General features: G+C 72.1%; 18 protein-coding genes. 14 read left to right on the top strand and 4 right to left on the bottom strand.

Annotation, left to right across the window (positions count from 1 at the left end; translation table 11 throughout):
- Window positions 1-113 precede the first annotated feature (113 nt).
- Window positions 114-1,829, bottom strand: a complete 1,716-nt coding sequence (locus OHA86_RS02975; RefSeq protein ID WP_329172213.1) for an ABC transporter ATP-binding protein — start codon at window positions 1,827-1,829, stop codon at window positions 114-116.
- On the bottom strand, window positions 1,826-3,586 hold the full coding sequence (locus tag OHA86_RS02970) for an ABC transporter ATP-binding protein (RefSeq protein ID WP_329172211.1): 1,761 nt from the start codon (window positions 3,584-3,586) through the stop codon (window positions 1,826-1,828). The genes OHA86_RS02975 and OHA86_RS02970 overlap by 4 nt, the downstream gene beginning before the upstream one ends.
- A gap of 838 nt (window positions 3,587-4,424) precedes the next feature.
- Between OHA86_RS02970 and OHA86_RS02965 the strand changes: the two genes are divergently transcribed.
- Genes OHA86_RS02965 through OHA86_RS02955 form a run of 3 tightly spaced genes read left to right on the top strand, consistent with a single transcriptional unit; the run spans window position 4,425 to window position 9,256 of the window.
- Window positions 4,425-6,398 (top strand): AfsR/SARP family transcriptional regulator, encoded by a 1,974-nt coding sequence (locus OHA86_RS02965; RefSeq protein ID WP_329172210.1) that lies wholly within the window; start codon window positions 4,425-4,427, stop codon window positions 6,396-6,398.
- A gap of 60 nt (window positions 6,399-6,458) precedes the next feature.
- A complete protein-coding gene (locus OHA86_RS02960; protein WP_329172208.1) occupies window positions 6,459-7,202 on the top strand; it encodes an SDR family NAD(P)-dependent oxidoreductase in 744 nt (247 codons plus the stop codon).
- Between the two features lie 23 nt (window positions 7,203-7,225).
- Window positions 7,226-9,256 (top strand): amidase, encoded by a 2,031-nt coding sequence (locus OHA86_RS02955; protein WP_329172205.1) that lies wholly within the window; start codon window positions 7,226-7,228, stop codon window positions 9,254-9,256.
- Between the two features lie 51 nt (window positions 9,257-9,307).
- Here OHA86_RS02955 and OHA86_RS02950 read toward each other — a convergent pair whose 3' ends face one another.
- Window positions 9,308-10,189: an SAM-dependent methyltransferase gene (locus OHA86_RS02950; protein ID WP_329172203.1), complete on the bottom strand. Its 882-nt coding sequence runs from the start codon at window positions 10,187-10,189 to the stop codon at window positions 9,308-9,310.
- Between the two features lie 160 nt (window positions 10,190-10,349).
- Between OHA86_RS02950 and OHA86_RS02945 the strand changes: the two genes are divergently transcribed.
- Together OHA86_RS02945 and OHA86_RS02940 are read left to right on the top strand one after the other, a co-directional pair.
- Window positions 10,350-11,354: an Lrp/AsnC family transcriptional regulator gene (locus OHA86_RS02945; RefSeq protein WP_329172202.1), complete on the top strand. Its 1,005-nt coding sequence runs from the start codon at window positions 10,350-10,352 to the stop codon at window positions 11,352-11,354.
- A gap of 121 nt (window positions 11,355-11,475) precedes the next feature.
- Window positions 11,476-13,026, top strand: a complete 1,551-nt coding sequence (locus tag OHA86_RS02940) for an MFS transporter (protein ID WP_329172200.1) — start codon at window positions 11,476-11,478, stop codon at window positions 13,024-13,026.
- Window positions 13,027-13,206: 180 nt separating this feature from the next.
- Here OHA86_RS02940 and OHA86_RS02935 read toward each other — a convergent pair whose 3' ends face one another.
- On the bottom strand, window positions 13,207-15,243 hold the full coding sequence (locus OHA86_RS02935) for an AfsR/SARP family transcriptional regulator (protein ID WP_329172199.1): 2,037 nt from the start codon (window positions 15,241-15,243) through the stop codon (window positions 13,207-13,209).
- A 756-nt stretch (window positions 15,244-15,999) separates the two neighbouring features.
- On the opposite strand from OHA86_RS02935, the gene OHA86_RS02930 reads away from it, so the two are divergent.
- The 9 genes from OHA86_RS02930 (at window position 16,000) to OHA86_RS02890 (ending at window position 25,643) form a co-directional block, all read left to right on the top strand.
- Window positions 16,000-17,592 (top strand): tryptophan halogenase family protein, encoded by a 1,593-nt coding sequence (locus OHA86_RS02930; protein ID WP_329172198.1) that lies wholly within the window; start codon window positions 16,000-16,002, stop codon window positions 17,590-17,592.
- Window positions 17,593-17,671: 79 nt separating this feature from the next.
- Complete coding sequence (locus tag OHA86_RS02925) at window positions 17,672-18,139, top strand: flavin reductase family protein (RefSeq protein WP_329172196.1); 468 nt, start codon at window positions 17,672-17,674, stop codon at window positions 18,137-18,139.
- Complete coding sequence (locus tag OHA86_RS02920; protein WP_329172194.1) at window positions 18,124-18,336, top strand: hypothetical protein; 213 nt, start codon at window positions 18,124-18,126, stop codon at window positions 18,334-18,336. The genes OHA86_RS02925 and OHA86_RS02920 overlap by 16 nt, the downstream gene beginning before the upstream one ends.
- Window positions 18,337-18,352: 16 nt before the next feature.
- Complete coding sequence (locus OHA86_RS02915; protein ID WP_329172192.1) at window positions 18,353-19,723, top strand: salicylate synthase; 1,371 nt, start codon at window positions 18,353-18,355, stop codon at window positions 19,721-19,723.
- Complete coding sequence (locus OHA86_RS02910) at window positions 19,720-20,772, top strand: ketoacyl-ACP synthase III family protein (protein ID WP_329172190.1); 1,053 nt, start codon at window positions 19,720-19,722, stop codon at window positions 20,770-20,772. Before OHA86_RS02915 ends, OHA86_RS02910 begins: the two co-directional genes overlap by 4 nt.
- Entirely contained in the window at window positions 20,765-22,408 is a 1,644-nt protein-coding gene (locus OHA86_RS02905) for a (2,3-dihydroxybenzoyl)adenylate synthase (RefSeq protein WP_329172189.1), read from the top strand. The genes OHA86_RS02910 and OHA86_RS02905 overlap by 8 nt, the downstream gene beginning before the upstream one ends.
- Before the next feature lie 83 nt (window positions 22,409-22,491).
- The gene (locus tag OHA86_RS02900; RefSeq protein WP_329172187.1) at window positions 22,492-22,779 is read left to right on the top strand and encodes a phosphopantetheine-binding protein; all 288 of its coding nucleotides are present in this window, start codon (window positions 22,492-22,494) and stop codon (window positions 22,777-22,779) included.
- Window positions 22,776-24,344, top strand: a complete 1,569-nt coding sequence (locus tag OHA86_RS02895; RefSeq protein WP_329172185.1) for an amidohydrolase family protein — start codon at window positions 22,776-22,778, stop codon at window positions 24,342-24,344. The genes OHA86_RS02900 and OHA86_RS02895 overlap by 4 nt, the downstream gene beginning before the upstream one ends.
- A gap of 66 nt (window positions 24,345-24,410) precedes the next feature.
- Window positions 24,411-25,643 (top strand): 3-deoxy-7-phosphoheptulonate synthase, encoded by a 1,233-nt coding sequence (locus OHA86_RS02890; protein ID WP_443071618.1) that lies wholly within the window; start codon window positions 24,411-24,413, stop codon window positions 25,641-25,643.
- The last annotated feature ends 17 nt before the right edge of the window (window positions 25,644-25,660 follow it).

Genomic DNA, 25,660 nt, shown 5'->3' with positions numbered 1-25,660 from the left:
GTCGACATCGACCGGCCCGTCCTGGTGTGCGGCCGTGCGGCGGGATCCCCCGGCACGGCCGGCTGCCCCGGCGGTCCGCCCGCCGCCTTGTCGGGCGGCGGGCGGACCGGCTGTCATTCGCTGACCGCGGGGGCCATGGAGATGTGCCAGAAGTCGGCGTAGCGACCGCCGCGGCGCAGCAGGTCGTCGTGGCTGCCCTCCTCCACGATCCGGCCGCCGTCCAGGAAGACGACCCGGTCGGCGCGTCGGACGGTCCGCATCCGGTGCGCCACCATCACCACGGTCCGGCCCGCCATCAGGCGCTCGATGCCCTCGTGGACGGCCGCCTCGTTGACCGGGTCCAGCGCGGAGGTCACCTCGTCCAGCAGCACGATGGGCGCGTTCTTCAGCAGCGCCCGCGCGATCGAGACCCGCTGGCGTTCACCGCCGGACAGCAGCGCGCCGCCCTCGCCGACGTTCGCCGCCCAGCCGCCGGGCAGCCGCTCGATCACCTCGTCCAGCCGCGCGGCGGTCGCCGCGGCCCGCACGTCGGCCTCGTCGGCGTCGGGGCGGCCGAGGCGGATGTTGTCCTCGATCGTGCCGTCGAAGAGGTAGACGTTCTGGAAGACGATGGCGATCTGCGACATCAACACCTCGGTGTTGATCGCGCGCACGTCCACACCGCCGACGCGCACCACGCCCGCGTCCACGTCGTAGAAGCGCGCGAGCAGCTGCAGCAGGGTGCTCTTGCCGGAACCCGACGGTCCGACCACCGCCAGGCGCTGCCCCTCGGGCACCGACAGCGACACATTGTCGATCACCGTGCGGTCGCCGTGCCGGAAGGCGACGGACTCGAACTCCAGGTCGTGGCGCACCGGCTGGATCGGCTCGGCGGCCTCCGGCAGCGGCTCGGTGCGCAGCACCGCGTCGAGCCGGGTCAGCACCGAGCGCGCACCGCGCAGCTTGCCGCCCATGTCGGACAGCGACAGCAGCGGATCGGCGCAGCGGGCGGCCAGCACCAGGATGGTCAGCACCTCGGCCACCCCGATGTGGTTGCCCAGCGCCAGGTAGGCGCCCAGCGCCAGCAGCCCGGTGAAGACCGTCTGCACGGTGAGCGTCAGGCCCAGCGCGCCGGGCAGCGCGGTGAGCGTCGAGCGGCGCGAGGCGCGCTGCACGTCGCGCAGCGAGTCGTCGAGCAGCTGGAAGCGCTCGCCGGTACGCCCGCCGGCCCGCAGCACCGGCTGCGCCTGGAGGTATTCGATGACCCGGCTGCTGGCCTCGTGGTCGAGCTCCGCGCGCTCCTCGTCCCTGGCGGCCATCGAGCGGCCGGTCCAGATCTGGATCGCCGCCACGAGCGGTACGGCGATCAGCGCGGCCAGCCCCATCTGCCAGTTGAAGGCCAGCATCACGACCACGATCGTCAGCGGGGTCACGCAGGCGGAGATCAGCGGGGTGAGCAGGTGCGCGATCACGCTCATCGCCTGGAGGATGCCGCGGCTGGCCAGCACGGACACCTCGCCGAGGCGGCCCGCGCTGTACCAGCCGATGGGCAGCTTGGCCAGGTGGTCGCCGACCCGGTGGTACATGCCGCGCAGCAGATCGGTCCCGACATGGAAGCCGGACAGATCGCTCATGTAGCGGAGCACCGCGTACACCGCGACCGCGGCCCCGAAGCCGATCAGCCAGGGCCACGCGTCGGAGGGCGTGTCCCCGAACAGTGCCCGCAGCACCGGAACGATCAGGGCGTAGGACAGGCCCTCGGCCACCGCGGTCGTCGACATCAGGGCGACGGTGCGGCGCATCGGCTTGGCGTACTCGTCTCCCAGTACGCGCAGCAGCATTCGGATCATCGGGGCTCGTCTCCTTGCAGTACGCCACCGCGGGTGTCGATCTCGTCGGCGACCGCCGAACGGTGGGATTGCCAGAACGCGGCGAACTTTCCGTTCGCTTCGAGCAGGTCCGCGGGCCTGCCGTGCTCGACGACCGCCCCGTCCTCCAGCATCACGACGGTGTCGGCGTCGGCGACCGTCTCCAGGCGGTGGGCGATGACCAGCACCGTCCGGTCGCCCTCCAGCGTCGCCAGGGCGCGGCGCACCGCCTGCTCGGTCTGCGGGTCGGCGAAGGCGGTCGCCTCGTCGAGCACCAGAACGGGCGCGGCGGTCAGCAGCGCGCGGGCGATCGAGATCCGCTGTGCCTCGCCGCCCGACAGTCCGGCGTCCTCGCCGACCACCGACTCGTATCCGCGGGGCAGTTCGAGGATGCGGTCGTGGATGTTCGCCAGCTTGGCGGCGCGGACGACCTCGTCCAGCTCGGCGTGCGGCGCCGCGAGCGCGATGTTGTCCGCGATCGAGGCGCGCAGCAGGCGGACGTCCTGGAAGACGAAGGACACCGTCCGGTACAGCTCCCGGCTGCCGACCTCCCGCAGATCGACCCCGCCGAGCAGGACCGAGCCGTGCGTCGGGTCGAAGAACCGCGGCAGCAGCTGGACCAGGGTGGACTTCCCGCTTCCCGACGGTCCGACGATCGCGGTGACCGTGCCGGGCTCCAGGACCAGGTCGACCCCGCGCAGCACCTCGTGGTCGGCCTCGTAGCCGAACCGCACGTCCCGCAGCTCCACCCGGTGGCCCTGCGGCGCGACCGGGTGCGCGGGCTCCGGCAGCGACGGCACCGCGAGCACGTCCTTGATCCGGCCGACCGCGCGCGCCGCGCCCTGGATGTCGTCGAAGCCGTGGCTGAGGGCCGCCAGCGGAGCGGTCAGGCCCAGCCCGAGCAGCAGGAAGGGCAGCAGGTCGGCCGGGGCCATACCGCCGTGCGTGATCAGGGCGGCGCCGCCGATCAGCTCCACCAGCAGCACGAAGGGCGGCGAGAGCACCAGCTGCATGCCCGCGGCGATCTTCGAGATGCCGTGCACCCACTTGTAAAAGATGGCGACGAAGTCGTTCGCCGCGTCGAGGAATTTACGGTGGGAGCGCCCGGACCCGCCGAACGCCTTGACCACCGAGATGCCCTGGACGAACTCGACGACGGAACTCGAAATCCGCCCCATGCCGTTGTCGAACTCCTCCTGCTCGCGCACCCGGGTCGGGGTCTGCATCAGGGGGACCAGCGTGAATGCGATGATAATCGGCGCCAGCGTGATCAGCGTGAGCCGCCAGTCGACGGTGAACAAGTAGATCAGCGACGCGATCGGCACCACGAATGCGGAGGTGAGCTCACCGGGAGTGTGCGCGATGAACGGGTGCACGGCGCTTACGTCCTCGCCCACCACCTTTGCCAGCTCGCCGGTCCTGCGCTGCGAGAACCAGCCGATCGGTACGCGCCCCAGGCGCGCCGCGAGCTGCCGGCGGAACGTCAGTTGTACCTTGCCGTCGAGGATGTGCCCGACGGCGGTGGACGCGGCAGTGCAGAGCAGCCGGACGAACAGGCCGGCCGCACCCGCGATCACGACGGCCCACACATGGTGGTGGTCGACAGGATCGGACGACAGCAGAGTGCGACCCAGCTCGACGACCGCCAGCAGCGGGGCGAGACCCGCGAGGGCGCCGACCACCTGCAGGACCACAACGACCGCGAAATTCCGGACATACGGGCGCAGCAGCTGCCCCATGGTCTGTTCCGCTGCGGAATCGGCATCCGACAATGGCGTGGACCGTTCCCTCACCGCAGCAGGGTCGATCGCGTTCATCGCTCTCCCATCCGTTTTGAAACGCGTGCGAATATTACTGTACCGCGATGCGGCGCTGATGGGTTCGCAGGTTTCACGATCGGCCGGCGGGGGCGCGGCGCGCCGCGGCCCGGCTCCGTTTCCGGGGGGTGCCCGGGCCGGCGGGCGGTCGGGGCGGCGCCGCGGACCGCCCGTCGGCGTACGCCCGTACGTGATCTTCCGGGAGTGGCGCCGGGGGCGGCCGGGCGGTCGGGAGGGGCCGGATCCCGGCGGGTGGCGCGGCTTTTGTCCCCCTGCTCACGAGTGCACGTGTGCGCTGAGTGGGACGGGGGTGACAATCAGACACGTCACCGCTACTGTGACCTTACGCATACACCTTACGGGGTAAAAAAGAGGGGGAAGCGTGCACGGGGGAAACGTGCTCAGCCAATCTTTGACTGGTGATTTAATCGGGGGCTTTGGCGTGCCTGCGCTGATGCGCGCACGTCCGGCGGTCACGGCCGCCCGCAGGCCCCTCGATATCGCAACCGGACTCATTTCCTCAGATATTTGTACCACGCATGTGGTGTATGAGGAAGCCGGTGGCAGGTCCATTTCCGGCGGAATAGCGGCTGACGTTCTGCTCGCATCCCGACGTATTCGGACCTACCGGAAAGCGAACAGTGCCGCCGACCCGGCCGGCAACGCCGGCGCGGCAGCGGACCACGACCGCCTGCTCTGCTGATGCCGAGCAGCCGGTACGGGAAGGGACGGATCACCACTTTCAGGAGGCGAGTGACCGATGGTCACCACGGGAGCACCCCTGCGCATACAGCTCTTAGGACCGGTACGCGCCTGGCGGCACGGGGCCGAGGTCGCGCTCGGGCCGCCCAAGCAGCGGGCGGTGCTGGGCCTGCTCGCCAGCCGTGCCAACGATGTCGTGGGCGTCGAGAACATCGTGGACGCACTGTGGGGCAGCGATGTGCCGCAGACCGCCGCCAACGGCGTGCACACCTATGTCGGCGGGCTGCGCCGGGCGCTGGAGCCCGGGCGCAGCAGGCGGGCGGCCGGCGCGGTGCTGACCTCGGAGTCCGGCGGCTACTGCCTGCGGCTGGACCCGGTGGACGTCGACGCGACCCTCTTCGTGCGGAGCCATGGTGACGCGCGTAGGTCGCGCGGCGAGGGCAACGCCGACGCGACCCTGCGGCTGTACGAGCAGGCCCTGTCGCTGTGGCACGGCGAGGCGTACTCCGGCATCCCCGGGCCCTTCGCCGCGATGGAGCGCACCCGGCTGCGCGATCTGCGGCTGACGGCCGTGGAGGAGTGGGCCGCCGACATGCTGGCGGCCGGGCGGCACGCCGAGATGGTCACCGAGCTGACCGGCGCGGTCTCCGAGGAGCCGCTGCGCGAGAAGCTGCGCTGGCTGCTCATCCTGGCGCTCTACCGCAGCGGACGGCAGGCCCACGCGCTGCGGATGTACGAGGAGACCCGGCAGCTGCTGAGCAGCGAGCTGGGCATCGAGCCGGGCGCCGACCTGCGCAATCTCTACCAGCAGATCCTGTCCGGGCATCCGGAGCTGCGCTCGCCCGGCACGGACCCGGCGCCCGTGCTGCTCTCGGGCCGTGAGTCCGCCTTCCGCGGCGCGCCCAAGCCCGTGCAACTGCCGCCCCTGGCACGCGGGTTCGTGGGCCGCGCCAAGGAACTGGCGCAGCTGGAGAAGGTACTGAACGACGAGAGTTCGCGGTACGGCGCGACGACCCCCGTCGCGGTGGTCGACGGCCCGGCCGGGGTCGGCAAGTCGGCGTTCGTGCTGGAGCTGGCGCACCGGCTCATCGACCGCTTCCCCGACGGCCAGCTGTACGTGGACCTGCGCGGCACCGGACTGCAGGGCCGGCCGGTGAGCGCCGCCGACGCGCTGGGCCAGCTCCTGGGCAGCCTGGGGGTCGACGCGTCGCGCATACCTCCGGGCCTGGCCGCCCGCGCCACCCTCTACCGCAGCCTGCTGCACGGCCAGCGGATGCTGGTGGTGCTTGACGACGCCCCCAGCGCCGACCAGTTGCGGCCGCTCATCCCGCGCGGCTCGTCCTGCGTCCTGGCGACCAGCCGGCAGCGTTTCAGCGGCCTCGCGGCACGCGACGGCGCCCACCTGGTCACCATCGGGCCGCTGGCCGACGAGGAGTCGGCGCATCTGCTCGCCGGGCTGAGCGGCGGACGGCTGGAGGGCCAGCGGAAGGCGACCGCGTGCCTGGTGGCGCTGTGCGGGGGACTGCCGCTGGCGCTGCGCATCGTCGCCGACGGGCTGGCGGCCAACCCGAGTGTGCCGCTGACCGCGCTGGTCGAGCAGTACGCGGCCGAGCACGGCCGGCTCGACCGGCTCACGGTCAAGGACGACGCGGCGGCCAGCATGCGCAGCGTCTTCGAGGGCTCGTACCAGGCGCTGCCCGCCGACGCGGCGCGGATGTTCCGTCATCTGGGCCTGTACAGCGGTCCGTTCACCGTACGGATCGCCGCCGCGCTCGCCGAGACGGACTGGGACACCACCCGCCGGCTGCTCTCGCTGCTGGCCGCCAACCACCTGCTGGAGGAGGAACCGGGCCACCGCTACCGCTTCCACAGCCTCATCGGCATCTATGCCGCCGAGTGCGCGGAGCGCGAACCGCTGGCCCGCCGCCAGGAGGCACTCAACCGGCTGCTCCAGCTGGGATCGGCCATGCCGCAGGCACGGCCCTCGGCCGGAGGCGGCGGCTGGCGGGACGCCCGCGCCAGCGCGTTCTGAGCGGCGGTCCCGACCGCCCTCGGATGTGAACAGGACCGCTCTTTCATGGAAGTGGAGATCATGGGACAGCTGGATGAGAAGGTCGCCCTGGTGACCGGTGGCTCGACCGGTATCGGTCTGGCGATCGCGCAGCGGTACGCCGCCGAGGGCGCCACCGTCTACTTCACCGGCCGGCGCAAGGCCGAGCTGGACGCGGCCCTGGAGGTCGTCGGTGACGGCGCCATCGGCGTCCTGAGCGACGTGTCGGACCTGGACGACCTCGACCGGCTCTTCGCGGCGGTCAAGGAGCGCAGCGGACGGCTGGACATCGTCGTGGCCAACGCGGGCTTCGGTGAGCTGGCCCGGCTGTGGGAGATCACCGAGGAGCACTACGACAAGACCTTCGACGTCAACGTCAAGGGAACGCTCTTCACCGTCCAGAAGGCGCTGCCGCTGCTGTCGAAGGGCGCCTCGGTGATCGTGCTCTCCTCCACCAACGCCTCGATGGGCGTCAAGGGGATGACCGCCTACAGCGCCACCAAGGCCGTCGGCCGCAGCTTCGTGCGCACCTGGGCCGCCGAGCTGGCCGGGCGCGGCATCCGGGTCAACGCCATCAGCCCGGGACCGATCGACACCCCCGGCATCCGCAGCCTGTCGGGGCAGGCCGGCCGGGCGCTGGAGGAGGCCCTCGCGCCCACGATTCCGCTCGGCCGGATCGGCCGGGCCGAGGAGGTCGCCGCGGCGGCGGTCTTCCTGGCCTCGGACGAGAGCTCCTTCACCACCGGGGCGGAGCTGTTCGTCGACGGCGGCCTCAACCAGGTCTGAGCGCGGGCGAGGAAAGAGAACCCATGTCCAGCACGCTTTCCCCCGACTCCTCGATCGCCCAGCTCGGCGCCGCCCTGGCCGACGGCGTCGTCACCAGCGTCGAGCTGGTGGCGATGTTCGCCGACCGCATCGCCGCGTACGACCGGGCGAACACCACGCTCAACAGCGTCCCGGTGCTCAATCCCGGCATGTTCGCCGAGGCCAGGGCCGCCGACCTGGCCCGCGCCCGCGGCGAGGTCCGCGGCCCCCTGCACGGCATCCCCTTCACGGTGAAGGACAGCTACAAGGTCGCCGGCATGACCGTGGCGGCCGGCTCACCCGCGTTCAGGAACCTGGTGGCCCGGGAGGACTCCGCCGCCGTGTCCCTGCTGCGCCGGGCCGGTGCGGTGCTGATCGGCAGGACCACGATGCCCCCGATGGCGGCGGGCGGCATGCAGAAGGGCGTCCACGGCCGCCCGGCCAGCCCCTTCAACCCCGGCTACATGCCGGCCGCGTGGATGTCGGGGTCCTCCAGCGGCTCCGGCGTGGCCGTCTCCGCGGCGCTGTGCACGTTCAGCCTGGGCGAGGAGACGGTGTCCTCCGGCCGTTCCCCCGCGTCCAACAACGGGGTGGCGACGTACACCCCCTCGCGCGGCCTGATCTCGGTACGGGGCAACTGGCCGCTGCTGGCCCTGCGGGACGTCGTCGCACCGCTCGCCCGCCGGATGGAGGACCTGCTCACCCTGCTCGACGTGCTGGTCCAGGACGACCCGGACACGGCGGGCGACCTGTGGCGCGCCCAGCCGTGGGTCGGGCTGCCGCCGGTGAGCACCGTCCGCCCCGAGCGCTACGGCGACCTCATGGACCCCGGATTCCTGCGCGGCAAGGTCATCGGTGTGCCGCGCGTCTTCACCGGCCGCGACACCTCGATCGACCGACCGGTGCGGCTGCGCGCCTCGATCAGGGAGCTGTGGGAGCGTGCCGAGGAGGACCTGCGGCGGCTGGGGGCGACGGTCGTGGACGTCGATGTGCCGGCCTTCTACGACTTCGACAAGCTCAAGGCCGCAGCGCGGGACATGGCGGACCGCGGCTACTGGGGCCCGGAGTTCGCGGGTACCGAGATCTCGCTGCTCGCCGGGGCCGGCTGGGACGAATTCCTCCGGCTCAACGGCGATCCGGCCCTGCCGGCGCTGGAGGGGGTGGACACCGCCGCGATCTTCCCCGACGAGTTCTACGGGGCCGACCCGGTGGTCAACCCCTTCCCGCGGGTCGGCTACGACCTGGTGACCGAGGACGCCGCCGGCGGCAGCACGCCCGTGCTCGACGTGCCGGGGCTGCGGCAGGCCATGGAGGGCCTGGAGCGCTTCCGCAAGGAACTGCTGGACGACTGGATGGACGGCAACGGGATCGACCTGCTCGCCTTCCCTGCCAACTCCGACGTGGCGCCGGCCGACGCGGACGTCTCGCTCTCCGGTTCGCTGGCCGCCTGGGCGCCGGGCGCCGCCTTCTCGCAGGGCGGCTGGGGCCTGCGCGCGCTGGGCATCCCCGCCGCCCAGGTGTCGATGGGTGTGACCGGGGACATCGGGATGCCGGTCGGCATCACCTTCGCGGGCCGGGCGTACAGCGACAGCGTCCTGCTCCAGGCGGCGTACGCCTACGAGCAGGCCACCGCCCACCGCGTGCAGCCCCCGCACGCCCCGATCGGCGCGGCCGAACGGCTGGTGCAGCCGGTGGCGCCGCGGCTGCCGCCGGCCGAAGCGGGGTCGGCGGCACAACTGCGCGTGCGGGTGGACGACTACGACGGCGAGCACCTGGTCCTCACCGTCACCAGCGACTCCCCGCACCCGCTGGAGTCGCTCGGCGTCACGGTCGACGGCGTCCCGCTGGCCCGGGTCGGTGTGCGGCACCTGGGGGAGCGGATCCGGGTGGAGCGCCGCTCGCGGGGGCCCAGGGACACCGTGCACAGCGCGAAGGCCGGCCTCGTGGTCGCCCGCGCCACGCTGGCGAGCGGTGAACAGCTGGGCGCCTTCGCCGAGTTCGACGCGCCGGAGCTGGAGTACAAACCCGCGCGCTGAGCGGGCGCCGCGCTGCCGGCGGCGCGGCCCCGCGTGCGAGGACCGGGGCGGTCAGCGGGCCGCGCTGATCAGCCACATGTGCCCGTCGCCCCCGGTGCGCGGACCGCACAGGCCCGGAACGGCCCGCCCGCTGCGGTGGGCCAGTTCCGCCGGGTCGGTCAGAGCGCACGACCAGCCGTACGGGGCGAGCCAGCCGTCCGGCGCCTCCAGCGTGGAACGCCAGGCGGCACCGACCGCGCGCAGCACCCTGGCCGTTGCGGAGAAGCTCACCGAACGCTGGAGGGCGGTGTCGAAGTGGTCCGCCACCAGGTGGCTGCCCGCGGCGGACATCGCCGTGATCGAGCTCAGCAACCGGTCGTTCTCGGCGCGGCTCAGGTACGGCAGCAGCTCCTCGACGCACCAGGCCGTGGGGCGCCACGGATTGAAGCCGGCCGCCCGCAGCGCCCCGGGCCAGTCGCCGCGCAGGTCCGCGCTCACCGCCACGCGCGCGCAGCGGGGCTGCTCGCCGGCCCTGGCCAGAATGCTGTGCTTGAACCGCAGGACGTCGCCGCGGTCGAGTTCGTACACCTCGGTGCCCGGGGCCCAGTCGAGGCGGAAGGCCCGGGAGTCCAGGCCCGAGCCCAGCAGCACCACTTGACGGCAGTACGCGGACGCGACGCGCAGCTCGTCGTCGAAGAAGCGGGTGCGCAGCGCGACGACGTCCCGCATGAACGCCCGGCCCCGCAGCAGGCGACCGCCCGGCAGTCCGGCCGTACGCGGCGATTCGCCGATGACCTCCGTCAGCAGCTGCGCGACGCGGTCCTCGAAGAGCCGGTCGGGGCGGCGGCTCTCCGTTCCCCGCTCCCCGGCCGTGCACAGTGCCGTGAGGCCGACACCTGCCGGGAGGGTCGGTACCGGAACCTCCCGACCGCTGGTGATGTGCACGGTGTCCATAAGCGTGTCCCTTCGCGCGTCATCGGCCACTGCGGCGGGTGTCCCAGGGCCACCGCGCCACATGGGTGCCACGTGCCCTGCGATGTTCGGCAGTTCTGCCGGAAGGCGCCACTCAACGTGCCCCTCGTGCCTGATGGCGACATCAACTAGCCTTCCGCAGATGGAATTCAACCCTCTGGACGAGTTGGACCGCCGCCTCGTGCACGCCCTGCAGCTCGACGGGCGGGCACCCCTGAAGTACGTGGCCGAGGTCCTCGGCGTGTCCGACCAGACCGTGGCCCGGCGCTACCGCAGGCTGCGCGGCTCAGGGGCGATGCGGGTGCTGGGACTGCCCGACGCGGCCCGCTTCGGGCACATCGAATGGCTGGTGCGGGTGCGCTGCACACCGGACACCGCCGGCAGCGTCGCCGGCGCGCTGGCGCGGCGCGGTGACACGTCCTGGGTGAGCCTGACCGCGGGCGGCACCGAGATCGTCTGCCTCACGCGGGCCCCGCACCGCGCGGACGGCGCGTCGCTGCTGCTGCAGAAGCTCCCGCGCACTCCCCGGGTCGTCGACATCTCCGCGCACTACATACTGCACACCTTCTTCGGCGGACCCACCGGCTCGTACGGCAAGACCCACTCCCTGACCGAGGAACAGGCCGAGCGGCTCAGGCCCCGGTTGCCGGACCCGCCGGCCCGGGGCGTGCGGGTCGAGATGCGCGACGGCGACAGCGAACTGTTCGCGGCGCTCGCCTCGGACGGCCGGGCCGGCTACTCCGAGCTGTCCGTCGCGACGGGGTGGTCCGAGTCGACCGTCAGGCGCCGGCTGGAGCACCTGCGCCAGATGCGGGCGCTGTTCTTCGACGTCGAGATCGACTCGGCACTGCTGGGCTACGAGGCCGAGATCATGCTCTGGCTCACGGTGCCGCCGGCGGAACTGGTGAGCGTCGCGGAAGAGCTGTCCCACCACCCCGAAGTGGTGTTCGCGGCGGCCACCTCCGGGCAGTCGAACCTGGTGGCGATCGTGGTGTGCAGGGACATCGACGCCTTCTACGACTACATGAGTACGCGGATAGGCGCGCTGAAGACCGTCAGCCATGTGGAGAGCGCACCGGTGCTGCAGTCGGTGAAACGGGCAGGCCGTCTCGTTCCGCCGCGCACTCCGCTGTTTCCTTCACGCTAGGAGGCTGCGTGTCGATTTCCGCCACATCCGCCGGGGTACGTAGTCAGTGGTGCGCCGGGCGCCGAAGGTGGGCACGTCGAACGGGCCGCATGGGCCCGTGGACTGGGGAAGGGATCCGGTTATGCGTAAGTGGTGGCCCTTGGCAGCGATCTGCCTGGGCACCTTCATGCTCCTGGTGGACGTCACGATCGTGACGGTGGCGCTGCCGGACATGGCGGAGGATTTCGACACCACGCTCCCCAACCTGGAGTGGGTCGTCGACATCTATGCCCTGGCACTGGCGGCCCTGCTGCTCGGCGTGGGCTCCTCCGCCGACCGCGTCGGCCGCAAGAAGGTGTACCTGTACGGACTGGTCATCTTCACCGCGGCCTCGCTGGTGTGCGGTGTCGCCCCGAACCCCGGTGTGCTGATCGCCGCCCGGGCGGTCCAGGGGCTGGGCGCCGCGGGCATGTTCGGTACGACCATCGCCCTGCTGGGCATGCACTACAGCGGTCGTGACCGCGGTGTGGCGTTCGCCGTGTGGGGTGCCATCAACGCGATCGCTGCGGCGGCGGGCCCGGTGGTCGGCGGCCTGCTCACCGAGTACCTGAACTGGCGGTGGATCTTCTTCGTCAACCTGCCGGTCTGCCTGGTCGCCGTCGTGATGACGCTCCGCGTGGTGCGCGAGGCCAAGACCAACGACGGGAAACGCGCGGACGTCTTCGGCACCGTCACCTTCACCGTGGCGAGCGGCTCGCTCACCTTCGCGCTGATCCGCGCCCACTCCGACGGCTGGGGCGCGACCCTCACGCTGGTCATGTTCGCCGTCGCCGTGGTCGCCCTGGCCCTCTTCCTCTGGGTCGAGAAGCGGCACGAGAACCCGGTACTCGACCTGTCGCTCTTCCGCCGGCCGTCCTTCACCGGGATCATGGTCAGTGCCTTGATCCTGCAGGGCGCCGCGTTCGCCTACCTGCTGTTCGAGTCGCTGTGGATGCAGTCCGTGCTGGGCTACGGGCCCGTCAAGGCGGGTCTGTACATCCTGCCGATGTGCGGTGCCGCCTTCGTCGTCTCGGCGCTGGCCGGCCGTCTCGGCCCCTGGCCGGCCCGCACCTCCATGGCGGCGGGTCTGGCGCTCATCGCCATCGGCTCCGGGCTGCAGACCATGCTCGACGCGGGATCGTCCGGCAACAGCATCGTGGCGGGACTGGTCGTGTCCGGCATGGGTGTCGGCCTGGTGACCCCGAGCCTGTCGGCGGCGGCGCTGGCCTCGGTGCCGCCCGAGCGCGGCGGCATGGCCGGCGGCGCGGTCAACACCTTCCGGCAGCTGGGCTTCGCACTGGGCATCGCGGTCTTCGGCGTGATCTTCCAGTCGCGGATCGAGCACGTGCTCAAGAAGGACGGCAGTGTCCCGAACCCGCACGAGGTGGCCGTCGCGCTCAGCGGCGGGCAGGCGCAGTCGTTCCTCGCGCATTCGTCGGCGAGCGCACGCGCCGGGATGCAGCACCTGGTGCGCGACTCGTTCTCGTCCGGTCTGAACCTCATGCTCGGCGTCTCGGCCGTGCTCGCCGCCGTGGCCGCGGTCCTCGCCTTCGCGATGGTCCGTATCCCGACGACCGGCGGCGCCGAGAAGCCGCCGCAGCAGAGCGGCGGAAACGCCCGCGGGCAGGAGGCCGGGGCCGACGCCACGGTGTAGTGGCCCTTGTGGGACTCGCGGTCGGTGCCTCCGGTGATCCTTCCCCCGGTGCTCACCGTCGCCGACCGCGCCGCCCCGGTGCTGCAGGCCGCAGGAGGCCGCAGCGCCGGGGCACCAACGCGTTCGCGATCGGCAGTCGTCCGTGATCCGGCCGCCGCACCGGACCTGGTCGCAGCCCGGTCAGACCCGGGTCAGGGCGTGGGGCAGGGCCGGCCGGTGGCGGGCGGCGGGCGTACGGGTGTCGGCCGCGCCGCTGAGCATACGAAGCTCCGTCAGCGTACGGGCCAGGGAGCGCGCCGTGCTGTCGTGCCCGTCGGCGTCGGCCTGGCGGAACGCCGCGACGAGCCCGTTCATCTCGGACTCGAACCAGAACAGCTCGCCGCCCGAGGCCACTTGGCGCCCGTCGGCCAGCGCGCGGGCCGCGGCGCGGGCCCGCAGCAGCCACGCGGTGAGCGCCCGGTCGACCGTCGAGCGGCGTTCCGCGGCAGTGCTCTCCGCCTCCGCGCACTCGTGGGCGAACAGCCGGATCACCGGGGGCATCCGAAAGCGCAGCCGCCCCGTACGATCCGTGCCGCGCACCTCCAGTAGCCGGGCGTCGACCAGGGTTTCCAGCAGGTCCTCGGCCCTGGGCTCGTCGGTGTCCAGCACGACGGCCGCCAGCCAGATGGGCAGCTCCGCGGTGTGCAGCAGCGAGAGCCGGCACAGTGCCGTCCTGGCACCGGCCGTCAGGCGCAGATAGCTGGAGCGCAGCGAGGACCGCACGTCGATGTCGGCGAGGCTCAGCTCGTCCAGCGGGCGCCGGTCGCCGCCGGCCAGCCGGCGCGCCATCTCGGCCAGCGGCCAGTGGGGTTTGGCGGCCAGCCGCCCGGCCACCACCCGTACGGCGATCGGCAGCCGGCCGCAGCGGTCGACCAGCGCGTCGGCCACGTGGTGCTCCTGCGCGACCCGGCCGGGGCCGACCACCCGGCGCAGCAGGGCGAGCGCCTCGACCCGTTCGAAGACGTCCAGCTCCAGCGACCGCGCGCCCTCCAGAGCGGTGAAGCGCGACCGGCTGGTGACGACCACCCGGCTGCAGGCCGCACCGGGAAGCAGCGGCCTGACCTGCTGTTCGTAGTGGGCGTTGTCCAGTACGACCAGGACCCGGCGTTCGGCGAGCACGCTGCGGTAGAGCTGGGTGCGCGCGTCCACCGTCACGGGGATCGGGGTCCCCGGCTCGCACAGCGCCTGGAGGAACCACTCCAGTACGTCGTAGGGGTCGCGCGGCCGGCCCTGCCCGCCCAGGTCCGCGTACAGCTGGCCGTCGGGGAAGGCGTCGAGGCACAGCCGTCCGGCCTGGACGGCCAGCGCGCTCTTGCCCGCTCCCGCCGTCCCGGTCACCACGACGGGCGCGGCCCCGGTGTGGTCGCCGCACAGCAGGTCGGACAGTTCGCGCAGCTGGGGCTCGCGGCCGGTGAAGTCGGCGACACTCGGCGGCAGCATGGCCGGCCGCACCTGCCGCCTGGCCTGGACCCGGATCTCCGGGGGATGGGCGGCGGGAGCGGTGAGCCCGGGGTCGCCGGCCAGGATGGACTGGAAGACGTCGTTGAGCGCCGAGCTGGGGTCGATACCCAGTTCCTCGGCGAGGATCTCCCGGCCGCGCTGGTACTCCGCCAGCGCGTCGGCCTGCCGGCCGACCCGGTAGAGCACGGTCATCAGCTGGGCGCGCAGCCGTTCGCGCATGGGGTGGGCCTCCACCAGGCCGACCAGCTCGGAGACGAGCGCGTCGTGGCGGCCGAGCGCGAGGTCGGCGGCGATCCGGCCCTCCAGCGCGGCCATCCGCGCCTCCTCCAGCCGGGGGAGTTCCACCCGCGCCAGGTGCTCGGTCACCCCGCCGAGCGCGGGGCCGCGCCACAGGGCGAGCGCGTCGGCCAGGTGCTCGGCGGCGGCGGCGTGGCGGCGCGCCTTGAGCGCGTCGTAGCCGAGGCCGGCCAGCCGGTCGAACTCGGCGTGGTCGAGGGTCGCGTCGGTCAGCACGAGCCGGTAGCCCGGCCGGTGGCGGACGATCGCCGCGCCGGGGGAGAGCAGCGTGCGCAGCCGCGAGACGTACGTGTAGAGCTGCTGGTTGACGGTGGCGGGCGGCGTCGGTCCCCAGGTGACCTCGCGCAGGTGCGCGTCGGAGACGACGCGGTTGCCTGCCAGGAGCAGCGTGGCGAGTATCGTCTTGGGCTTCTCCGCCACCAGCGTGAGGCCCCGTCCCGCCTGACGTATTCCGACTGGTCCGAGAACGCGGAATTCCACCCGTACCCCCTTGTGTGTTCACGGTCCGGATCAGCAGAAACGGTTTGGTGACATCAGAACGAGGGGCGCGAAATTGGCCGGCGCTTCGGGTCCGGGACAGCAAGGTCCCACGGCCGGGTCTCCGCTGATTCAAGGGGAGGGAATTCTCCACTCCCGGGGCATATGTGCGGCACAGCTCGGTGTGGCACAGCCCGTCCCTCCAGGCAAACGAATACGCCGAAGAATCGGCGCCTATCATCCCCGCCAGCTCCCTGCCTGAATCTGTGGAACGAACTCGACGGTACCAGCACGAGATCGCATCGCAACAGATTATTTTCACATGCGTCCCTATGTGTTTCACATATGCGGATTTGGAGAAATCAATACCCGGTGCGGGCCGGTGCCACCCGCCGGCCGGGCAAATTCCCGGCTGGTGCGGCGGCGGCCGGGTCCCGGCGGCGGTCAGCCCCTGGCCGCCGGGCCGCCGCGGCCCCGTTCGCGCGCGGCGCCGTGGAGTGCGCCACCGGCGGCCGGGCGGACGCCTGGCCCTGCCCGTCCCGGCCCGTCCGCGGTCCGGAAAAGTCGCACTGACCTGCGGGGTATAGCCGTGATATGGCTGCCTTCCGCATCGGTATAGAAACCGTCCGCAAGATGTAGGCCTGAGCGCGAACAGCCGGGTGGACATCCGGCTGAATCACATGCCTTTTGGGGAGTGCCATGAGCGACGGGCGTATCAGGAGTCTGGTCATTCTCGGCGGGGGCACGGCCGGTTGGATGACGGCGTCGTACCTCGGTAAAGCCCTGCAGGGGGAGGTGGAAATCACGCTCCTCGAAGCCCCGACCATTCCCCGTATCGGTGTCGGAGAAGCGACGGTCCCGAACCTGCATTCCGCGTTCTTCGATTTCCTGGGGGTGCCGGAGCACGAGTGGATGCGGGAATGTAACGCCAGCTTCAAGGCGGGCATCAAGTTCGTGAACTGGCGCACGCCCGGCAACGGTGTGGCCGATCCGCGTCCGCTCGGCGGGGAGACGGACTACTTCTACCACCACTTCGCGCACCTCAAGGAGCACGACGGGGTCCCGCTGCCGCAGTACTGGTACCTCAAGCAGCAGCGCGGCGACAACCCCGGCGCGTTCGACCGCGTGTGCTTCCCCGAGACCGCGATCCTCGACGCCAAGAAGGGCCCGTGGAAGGCGGACGGGACGCCGGCCATGGACTACGCCTGGCATTTCGACGCCTCGCTGGTCGCCGACTACCTGCGCCGGTTCGCCACCCAGAAGCAGGGGGTGCGGCACGTCCAGGGCGAGATGGCCGAGGTGATCCAGGACGAGCGCGGCTTCATCACGGCGCTGCGCACCAAGGACGACGAGCTGCTGGAAGGCGACCTGTTCGTCGACTGCTCGGGCTTCCGCGGCCTGCTGATCAACAAGGCGATGGCCGAGCCGTTCATCGACATGGGCGACAAGCTGCTGTGCGACAGCGCGGTGGCCACCGCGATCCCGCACGACGACGAGGCGAACGGTGTCGAGCCCTTCACCTCGGCGATCGCCATGTCGAACGGCTGGACCTGGAAGATCCCGATGCTGACCCGGTTCGGCACCGGCTACGTCTTCTCCAGCAAATTCACCACCCGCGACGACGCGACGCGTGAATTCTGCACGATGTGGGGCCTCGACCCCGAGAACACACCGCTGAACCAGGTGTCCTTCCGGGTCGGCCGCAACCGCCGCGCCTGGGTGCGCAACTGCGTCGCCATCGGCCTGTCCTCCTGCTTCGTGGAGCCGCTGGAGTCGACCGGCATCTACTTCATCTACACCGCCATCGCCCAGCTCGCCAAGCACTTCCCCGACAAGCGGTTCGACCCGGTGCTCATCGACCGGTTCAACCGCGAGGTGGAGAGCATGTTCGACTTCACCATCGACTTCATCCAGACCCACTTCGCCTTCGCGCCCCGTACCGACACCGAATTCTGGCGGGCGAACAAGAAGCTGCCGCTCGGTGACGACCTGCGCGAGAAGATCGAGCTGTACCGGGCGGGCCTGCCGGTCAACCCGTACTCCTCCGGCGAGCAGGTGCTCCACGGAAGTTCCGAACTGGCCAACAAGAACTTCTGGAACAACACGAACTACTGGTGCATGTTCGCCGGCCTCGGCCATCTGCCCGAGCACGTCCTGCCCGCGCTGCAGTACCGGCCCGCGTCGGTCGCAGGCGCGGAGGCGCTGTTCGCCGACGTACCGCGCCGCGCGGCCGAACAGCTTCAGGAACTGCCGTCCACGTATGACGTCCTGAGTGCCCTGCACGGCAAATAGAGCCCGGAGATTCCTGCCAATGGACCGAGCAACGAGTGCGGCCGTAGGCGATGAGGCGCGTCCCCGGGGTTCCGACGGCATGCGGCAGCTGATGGCGGGTTTTCCCACCGGAGTAGGGATCGTCACCGCTTTCGACACCGAGTCCCGTCCCTGGGGGATGACCTGTACGTCCCTGGCGAGCGTCGCTCTGGAACCGCCCACACTCCTGATGTGCCTGCGCAACGGCAGTCCGACCCTGAACGCCGTGCTCAGCGCCGGTGAGTTCGCCATGAACCTCCTGCACCAGGGGGCGCGGGCGACCGCGGAACTGTTCGCCTCCGGCGCGCCGGACCGCTTCGACCGCGTCGAGTGGTCCGTCCCCCCGGCGGCGGCCGGGCCGCACCTGAGTTCCGACGCCCACGCGGTCGCCAACTGCGTGGTCGTACGGCACCACACCCACGGCGACCACGTCGTCGTCTTCGCCGAGGTGCGCGACGTCCATGTGAACACCACACCGGCCCCGTTGCTCTACGGGCTGCGGCAGTACGCGTCATGGCCGACGAGCTGAGGCTGGTGTCCCCGGTGCTGGTCCCGGTGGCCGTGCGCCGTATCGGCGGCACGGCCACCGGCCCGCCGCCCGTCCGCCGCCCGCCGGAGCGCATACCGGGCGGGCGCGGGCGGTCCGGCGGCTCCGTGCTGCCCCGGCGGGGCCGCGGGCCGGCCCGCGGCGAACTCGCTGCTTCGCATTCCCCTTTCGGCTGTTGAGAAGAGGACGTTCGCGATGTATCAGTCCCCCAGGCACTACTTCGAGACGAGGCTGAGACTGGCCTCCGACCCCATGTCCGCCGCTGCTTGCCTGGCTTCGTCCGGTCTGTACGCGGACTACGTCGTCTACGAGAACGGTGGCACCTGGTCCTACGCCGGCGGCTCGATCGCCGAGATCACCCTGGACCGCACCGGCGCCCGGCTGCGACAACCGGAGGAGGTGCACCTGCCCTGGGACGGCCGTCCCCTCCAGCAGGTGCAGAGCCTGCTCGACACCGTCCAGGTCAAGGACTGGCGGGCCTACGGCTGGGCGGCGTTCGAGCTGTCGTACGCCAAGGACGGCGACGTCCGGCACATCGGCGACCAGCAGCTGCTGCACCTGGTCGTCCCGCACACCGAGGTGCGGATCGAGGGCGGCGAGGCGTATCTGCGCTCCGCGGACCAGGCCACCTTGAGCGCCGCCCTCGAGGTTCTGACGGCCGAGCACACCGAGCCGCGGTCGGTGCCGAACCCGGTGGACGTGCGCAAGGCCGGCGCGGACGACTACCGCCGGGCCGTCGGGGTCGCGGTCGACGCGATCAACGACCACCGGCTGCAGAAGGTGATCTTCTCGCGGGTCGTCCCGGTCGACCACGAGGTCGACTTCGTGGGTACGTACCTGGCCGGCCGGCGCGGCAACAACCCGGCGCGGTCCTTCCTGCTCAACCTCGGCGGCATCGAGGCGACCGGCTTCAGCCCGGAGATCGTCGTCCAGGTCGAGCCGGACGGCCGGGTGGTCAGCCAGCCGCTGGCCGGGACCCGGGCACTGACGGGCGACCGGGCCGAGGACGACCGGCTGCGCGCCGAACTCCTCGCCGACCCCAAGGAGATCTACGAGCACGCGATCTCCGTGAAGATCGCCTGCGACGAACTGCTCGGGGTGTGCGCGCCCGGCAGCGTCGACGTCGAGGAGTTCATGGTCGTCAAGGAGCGCGGCAGCGTGCAGCACCTGGCCTCCCGGGTGGGCGGCCGGCTCGCCGTCGGGCGCCGGGCCTGGGACGCCTTCGAGGCGGTGTTCCCCGCCGTCACGGCCTCCGGGGTGCCCAAGGACGCCGCGTACGACAGCATCCGCAGCAACGAGACCGAGGCCAGGGGGCTCTACAGCGGCGCCGTGCTCACGGTCGACCACGAGGGCTCCATGGACGCGGCCCTGGTGCTGCGCAGCGTCTACCGGCAGGACGGCCGCACCTGGCTGCGCGCCGGCGCGGGCATCGTGGGGCAGTCCCGGCCCGAGCGGGAGCTGGAGGAGACCATCGAGAAGCTGGGCAGCGTCGGGCGCTTCCTGGTGCCGGCCGCCGAACCGGTGACCGTCGGCGCGACAGCGCTGGCCGGAGGTGCCCGCTCATGAAGGTCAGCGGAATCCACCTCGCGGGCATCGCGGCCTGTCTGCCGGAGCTGTACACGACCGAGCGCGCCGTCGCCGAGGGGAAGTACGACGAGCAGGACCGGGAGGACGCCGGGATCGAGTCGGTCACCTTCGCCGGCGAGACCACGGGACCCGACCTCGCGGTGGCCGCCGCGAAGACCGCGGTGGCCCGCTCCGGGCACCGGCCCGAGGACTTCGGCGCGCTGCTGCACAGCAGCGTCCACTTCCAGGGCCCCGACGGCTGGTCCGCCCAGCACTACGTCCTGCGGCACACGATCGACCGCCCCGTGACGGCCGTCGAGGTCCGGCAGGGCTGCCTGGGCATGCTCTCCGCCCTGGAGCTGGCCGCCTGCCGCCTCATGGCCGCGCCCGAGCAGCCGGCGGTGCTGCTGACCTCGGGCGACAACTTCTCCACCCCGCTGGTGGACCGCTGGCGGGCCTCGAAGCTCTTCCTGCTCGGCGACGCCGGCGCGGCGGCGGTGGTCTCCCGCAGGCCCGGCTTCGCGCGGGTGCTGGCGGTGGGCTCGGTGTCGACCCCGTCGATGGAGGAGCTGCACCGCGGCGGGGAGCCGATGTTCCCGCCGGGACCCACCGTGGGACGCACCCTCAACCTGGAGGACCGCAGGGAGTTCTGGCGCCAGGAGTGGGCCAGGGGAGTCCCGCCGCCCATGGGGAACTTCGGCGACACGGTCGCCGCCGCCGCCCACCGGACGCTGGCCGAGGCCGGCCTCACCATGGCGGACATCACCCGGGTCGCCCACATCGGCTTCTCCCAGCTGCCCCTGCACGCCTCCTTCCTGGACCCGCTGGACATCGACGCCAAGCGCGGCATCTGGGAGTTCACCCGTACCACCGGCCACCTCGGCTCCGCCGACCCGGTCGCCGGCCTCGAACACCTGTGGAAGACCGGGCAGGTGAGCGCCGGCGACCACGTGATGGTCATCGGGGCCTCGCCCGGCATGGAGGCGGGCTGCGCCATCGTGGAGATCACCGGATCCCGCTACGCCGAGGGGGAGGGCGACCATGCTTGAGGGATGCACGCCCTGGCCCGAGGAGCGGGCGCGGCACTACCGGGCGGCGGGCCACTGGCAGGGTGAGAACCTCGCGGACCTGCTGTCCGGCGTCGCCGCGGCGCACGGCGAGCGCACCGCGCTGGTGCAGGGACGGCGCCGGCTGACGTACGCCGAACTCGACCGGCGGGTGGCCAGGACGGCCGCGGGATTCGTCCAGCAGGGCATCGCCGCCGGCGACCGGGTCGTCGTCCAGCTGCCGAACGTGCCCGAATTCGTCATCGTCTGCTTCGCCCTCTTCCGCATGGGCGCGAAGCCGGTGTTCTCGCTGGCCTCGCACCGGGCCAACGAGATCGGCCACCTGTGCGCGCTCTCCGGAGCCGCCGGCTACGTCGTGCCGGGCACCTACCAGGGCTTCGACCACACGCGGATGGCGCTCGACCTCGCCGCCCGGCACGACACCCTGCGCAAGGTCTTCGTCCTCGACGGCGCGGCGCTCGCCGCGGCCGACGCCCCCGCCGGGCTGCTCGTCGCGCTGGACGAGGTCGACGCCGACCCGCTGCCGCTGCCCGCGCCCGACCCGTCCGACGTCGCCTTCTTCCTGCTGTCCGGCGGCACCACCGCGCTGCCGAAACTGATTCCCCGCACCCACGACGACTACACGTACCAGACCAGGGCCGCAGCCGAACTGCTCGAACTGAGCCACGAGGACGTCTACCTCGCGGTGCTGCCCGCCGAGTTCAACTTCGCCTGGGGCTGCCCGGGCGTGGTCGGGACCCTGCGCTCCGGCGGCACGGTGGTGCTGGCCGACGCGCTCATCGCCGACGAGTGCTTCGAGACCGTCGAGCGCGAAGGCGTCACCTTCACCTCGCTGGTGCCGACCGTGGCCCAGCTGTGGCTGGAGGCCGCCGAGTGGAACAAGGCCGACCTGTCGAGCCTGAAGCTCGTGCAGATCGGCGGGGCCCGGCTGCACCGCTCGGTCGCCGAGCGCATCACCCCGGTGCTCGGGTGCCGGCTGCAGCAGGTCTTCGGGATGGCGGAGGGGCTGCTCACCTTCACCCGCGCCACCGACTCCCTGGAGACCGTGCTGACCACCCAGGGCCGGCCGCTCTCGCCCGACGACGAGGTGCGGATCGTCGACCCCGAGGGCCGCGACGTGCCGACGGGCAGCACCGGCGAACTGCTCGCCCGCGGCCCGTACACCCTCCAGGGCTACTACCGGGCGCCGGAGCACAACGCCCGCGCCTTCACCGAGGACGGCTTCTACCGCAGCGGCGACGTGGCGCGGCTGGCCGAGGACGGCTCGCTGGCCATCGAGGGCCGCATCAAGGACGTGATCATCCGGGGCGGCGACAAGGTGTCGGCCGGAGAGGTGGAGGAACACCTCCAGGCCCTTCCGTCGGTGGCCGAGGTCGCCGTCGTCCCGGTGCCCGACCCCTACCTCGGCGAGCGGGTCGGGGCCTACGTGGTCGCGGACGGCCCGCCGCCCACCCTGCGGGAGCTGAAGGAGGCCCTGCACGCGGACGGCCTGGCCGACTACAAGCTCCCCGACTGGCTGGAGATCGTCGAGAAGCTCCCGCTGACCGGACTCGGCAAGGTCGACAAGAAGACCCTCGCGGCCGAGGCGGCGGCCAGCATCCGGGCGGCGGACGAGTGACGACGCCGTACGCCGCCACGGGACCGGCCGACGTCGCCGGTCCCGCCCACCCCTCTCCCGTGGAAGCCGAAGGACGCAGGACAATGACGGAAACCACAGCGGACGGCTCGGGGCAGACACCGGTAGAGGTGTCCGCCGCCTTGCGCGAAGCCGTCGCGGCCAAGATCGGTACCGAGCCCGACGCGATCGCGCCGGACGCCAACCTCGTCCTTCTGGGGCTCGGTTCCCTGGAGATGATGCAGCTGGTCAACCGCTGGCGGCGGGACGGGCTGCCGGTGTCCTTCCGCGAGCTGGCGGCCGAGCCCACCCTCGACGCCTGGCAGCGGCACTTCAACGCCGTCGCGGCCGAGTCCGGGGAGGCCACGCCATGAGCGGGTCCCCGCTGCTGGACGACGAGGGGCTGCCCGCGCGCCCGCCGGCGCTGCTCATCCGCGGCGGACACCTGTACACCGCGGACGCCGGGGCCCGGGTGCACCCCACCGGGTCCGTCCTCGTCGTGGGCGACCGGATCGCCGCCGTGGGACCGGTCGAGGAAGTGGCGCAGGCCGTCGCCGCCCTCACCCCGGAACAGCGGGCGGGGCTGCGGACGCTCGACGCCGGATCCATGCTCGTCATGCCGGGCTTCGTGAACAACCACTGGCACGACATGTTCGCGGTGCGGCTGCCCTTCAAGGGCGCCCTGCGCACCGCGCAGGACCGCACCGACGAGCCCGGCTTCATGGCCCTGGGCGGGGACATCGCCAAGGTCTCGGCCGGCTTCGAGGGATTCCGCCGCCTGGTGGACGCCCTGCTGCCCGACGAGGCACAGGCCGTGGCCCGCTACGCCCTGTGGACCCAGCTGCGCTCGGGCACCACCACGCTGGGCGACGTCGGATCGGTCAACCGCTCCGACGCGCTGGCCGACGCGGCACTGGCACTGGGCATCCGCTGCGCGGTGAGCGCCTGGGTGGCGGACGCGCTGTGCGGAACGGGCAGCGGCGCCCCCGAGCGGACCCGCGACGCCGACACCGAACTGGAGCGGATCCAGCAGCTGCTGGACCGGAGCGCGGCGGACTCCACCGGGCGGCTGCGCGCCTGGCCCACCGCCCCCTACCTCACCAACATGAGCGACGAACTCGGGCGCGGCCTCGCCCGCCTGTCGGCCGACCACGACGTCCCGTTCGCCACCCATGTCGGCGCCCTGCGGCACGAGGCGGAGGCGGTGCGCGCGCACTTCGGCACCACGCCGATCCGCAGGCTGGACCGGCTGGGGCTGCTCAACGACCGGCTCATGGCGGTGCACTGCGCCTTCGTGGACGCCGACGAGCGGCAGATGCTGCTCGACGCCGGGGTCCACATCAGCCACTCGCCCGCCAAGTACGGTCCCACCGGCGAGTCCACGCTCACCGAGACCGGGCTGATCCCCGAACTCAGGCGGCGCGGCCTGGACGTGTCCCTGTCGACGGACGGCGGCGTCTTCCCGGTGATGGGCATGGCCGAGGAGATGCGGGCCGCCTGGCAGATGTACAACGAACTCGCGGGCGACCACACCGCCCTGCCCGCCAGCGAGGCGCTGGCGATGTCCACCCGGATCGCGGCGCGCGGTCTGGGCTGGGAGGACGAGGTCGGCAGCCTGGAGCCCGGCAAGCAGGCCGACCTGGTGCTCGTCCCGATCGACGACTGGCGCTACCTGCTCAACCCGCGCCCGCTGGAGGGCTATCTGACCCTCGGCGGCACGGCGGACGTGCACACCGTGCTGGTGGCGGGCCGGGTCCTGCTGGAGAACGGCCGCGCGCCGCACCTGGACGAGGCCGCCCTCCAGGACGACTACCTGCGCGCCCTGCGCTCCTTCTCCGCCCGTGTGCTCGGCGTCCCGGACAAGGAGCTGACCGCGCTCTTCGACGACAACCCCCGGCTGCGTACGAAGGGGACCGCCCCGGCAGCTCACCGGGTCTGATGGCGTCACACCGGATCGCGCGTCCTGACTCCCCCTGCCCGTGCCCTGTACGGAGGTAGCGCCACGATGGCCGACAACACCGCCCTGCTGCTCGCCGAGGACGAGGGCGCCGCCCTGTCCTCCGACGAGATGCGCCGATGGCGGGCGCTGCCCGCCCGGCAGCAGCCCGACTGGCTCGACGACACACAACTCGAACCCGTACGTGAACTCCTCGCCACCCGGCGCGCGCTGGTCACCGGGGACGAGGTGGCGACGCTGCGCGTCCTGCTGGCCGAGGTCGCCCAGGGCCGGTGCCAGGTGCTCCAGGCCGGCGACTGCGCGGAGGACCCGGCGGAGTGCGCGGCCGGACCGGTGGCCCGCAAGGCGGAGCTGCTGGACGAACTCGCCGAGGTGATGGCCGACCACTCCGGCACGCCCGTCCTGCGGGTCGGCCGTATCGCCGGCCAGTTCGCCAAACCCCGCTCCCAGCCGGTGGAAAGGGTCGGCGGGCGCGAACTGCCCGTCTACCGCGGGCACATGGTCAACGGACCCGAGCCCGACGCCTCGGCCAGGCGCCCGGCGCCCTCGCGGATGGTGGCGTGCTACGACGCCGCGGCCACCGCCGTGGACGCCCTGCGCCTTCGCGACACCGGCGCCGCGACCGCGCCCGACACCCAGATATGGACCAGCCACGAGGCCCTCATCCTCGACTACGAACTGCCGCTCATGCGCCGCAACCACGAGGGCCGGCTGCTGCTGACCTCCACGCACTGGCCGTGGATCGGCGAGCGCACCCGCCAGGCCGACGGGGCGCACGTCCGGCTGCTGGCCGCCGTGGACAACCCCGTCTCCTGCAAGGTCGGACCGACCGCGGACCCCGACGACCTGGTGCGGCTGTGCGACCTGCTCGACCCCGAGCGGGTCCCCGGCAGGCTCACCCTGATCGCGCGGATGGGCGCCGGGGCGGTGACCGAACGGCTGCCGGGCCTGGTGACCGCCGTGCGGGCCGCGGGACACCCGGTCAGCTGGCTGTCCGACCCGATGCACGGCAACACCGTGAGCGCCCCGGGCGGCGTCAAGTCGCGGCTCGTCGACACGATCGTGCGGGAGGTCGTCGGCTTCCAGAACGCCGTCGCCGCCGCGGGCGGGGTCGCGGGCGGCCTGCACCTGGAGACGACGCCCGACGCCGTCACCGAATGCGCGGCGGACGCCGCGGGACTCGACCGGCTGGACGGCGCGTACACGAGCCTGTGCGACCCGCGGCTCAACCCCTGGCAGGCGCTCGACGTGGTCTCCGCGTGGCGCGGCCAGGACCGATGACGCACGACGACGCAAGG

The sequence above is a fragment of the Streptomyces sp. NBC_01477 genome (genome assembly GCF_036227245.1).
GTDB lineage: Bacteria > Actinomycetota > Actinomycetes > Streptomycetales > Streptomycetaceae > Actinacidiphila.
The sequence above is the reverse complement of the archived record's forward strand: the minus strand, read 5'-3'. Positions and strand labels throughout refer to the sequence as shown.

Coding starts and splice junctions, on each gene's coding strand:
- OHA86_RS02940 (WP_329172200.1), top strand. CDS start 11,476: ATGCGTAAGTGGTGGCCCTTGGCAGCGATCTGCCTGGGCACCTTCATG.
- OHA86_RS02950 (WP_329172203.1), bottom strand. CDS start 10,189: ATGGACACCGTGCACATCACCAGCGGTCGGGAGGTTCCGGTACCGACC.
- OHA86_RS02965 (WP_329172210.1), top strand. CDS start 4,425: ATGGTCACCACGGGAGCACCCCTGCGCATACAGCTCTTAGGACCGGTA.
- OHA86_RS02910 (WP_329172190.1), top strand. CDS start 19,720: ATGAAGGTCAGCGGAATCCACCTCGCGGGCATCGCGGCCTGTCTGCCG.
- OHA86_RS02915 (WP_329172192.1), top strand. CDS start 18,353: ATGTATCAGTCCCCCAGGCACTACTTCGAGACGAGGCTGAGACTGGCC.
- OHA86_RS02945 (WP_329172202.1), top strand. CDS start 10,350: ATGGAATTCAACCCTCTGGACGAGTTGGACCGCCGCCTCGTGCACGCC.
- OHA86_RS02970 (WP_329172211.1), bottom strand. CDS start 3,586: ATGGGGCAGCTGCTGCGCCCGTATGTCCGGAATTTCGCGGTCGTTGTG.
- OHA86_RS02975 (WP_329172213.1), bottom strand. CDS start 1,829: ATGATCCGAATGCTGCTGCGCGTACTGGGAGACGAGTACGCCAAGCCG.
- OHA86_RS02925 (WP_329172196.1), top strand. CDS start 17,672: ATGCGGCAGCTGATGGCGGGTTTTCCCACCGGAGTAGGGATCGTCACC.
- OHA86_RS02900 (WP_329172187.1), top strand. CDS start 22,492: ATGACGGAAACCACAGCGGACGGCTCGGGGCAGACACCGGTAGAGGTG.
- OHA86_RS02905 (WP_329172189.1), top strand. CDS start 20,765: ATGCTTGAGGGATGCACGCCCTGGCCCGAGGAGCGGGCGCGGCACTAC.
- OHA86_RS02960 (WP_329172208.1), top strand. CDS start 6,459: ATGGGACAGCTGGATGAGAAGGTCGCCCTGGTGACCGGTGGCTCGACC.
- OHA86_RS02930 (WP_329172198.1), top strand. CDS start 16,000: ATGAGCGACGGGCGTATCAGGAGTCTGGTCATTCTCGGCGGGGGCACG.
- OHA86_RS02895 (WP_329172185.1), top strand. CDS start 22,776: ATGAGCGGGTCCCCGCTGCTGGACGACGAGGGGCTGCCCGCGCGCCCG.
- OHA86_RS02955 (WP_329172205.1), top strand. CDS start 7,226: ATGTCCAGCACGCTTTCCCCCGACTCCTCGATCGCCCAGCTCGGCGCC.
- OHA86_RS02890 (WP_443071618.1), top strand. CDS start 24,411: ATGGCCGACAACACCGCCCTGCTGCTCGCCGAGGACGAGGGCGCCGCC.
- OHA86_RS02920 (WP_329172194.1), top strand. CDS start 18,124: ATGGCCGACGAGCTGAGGCTGGTGTCCCCGGTGCTGGTCCCGGTGGCC.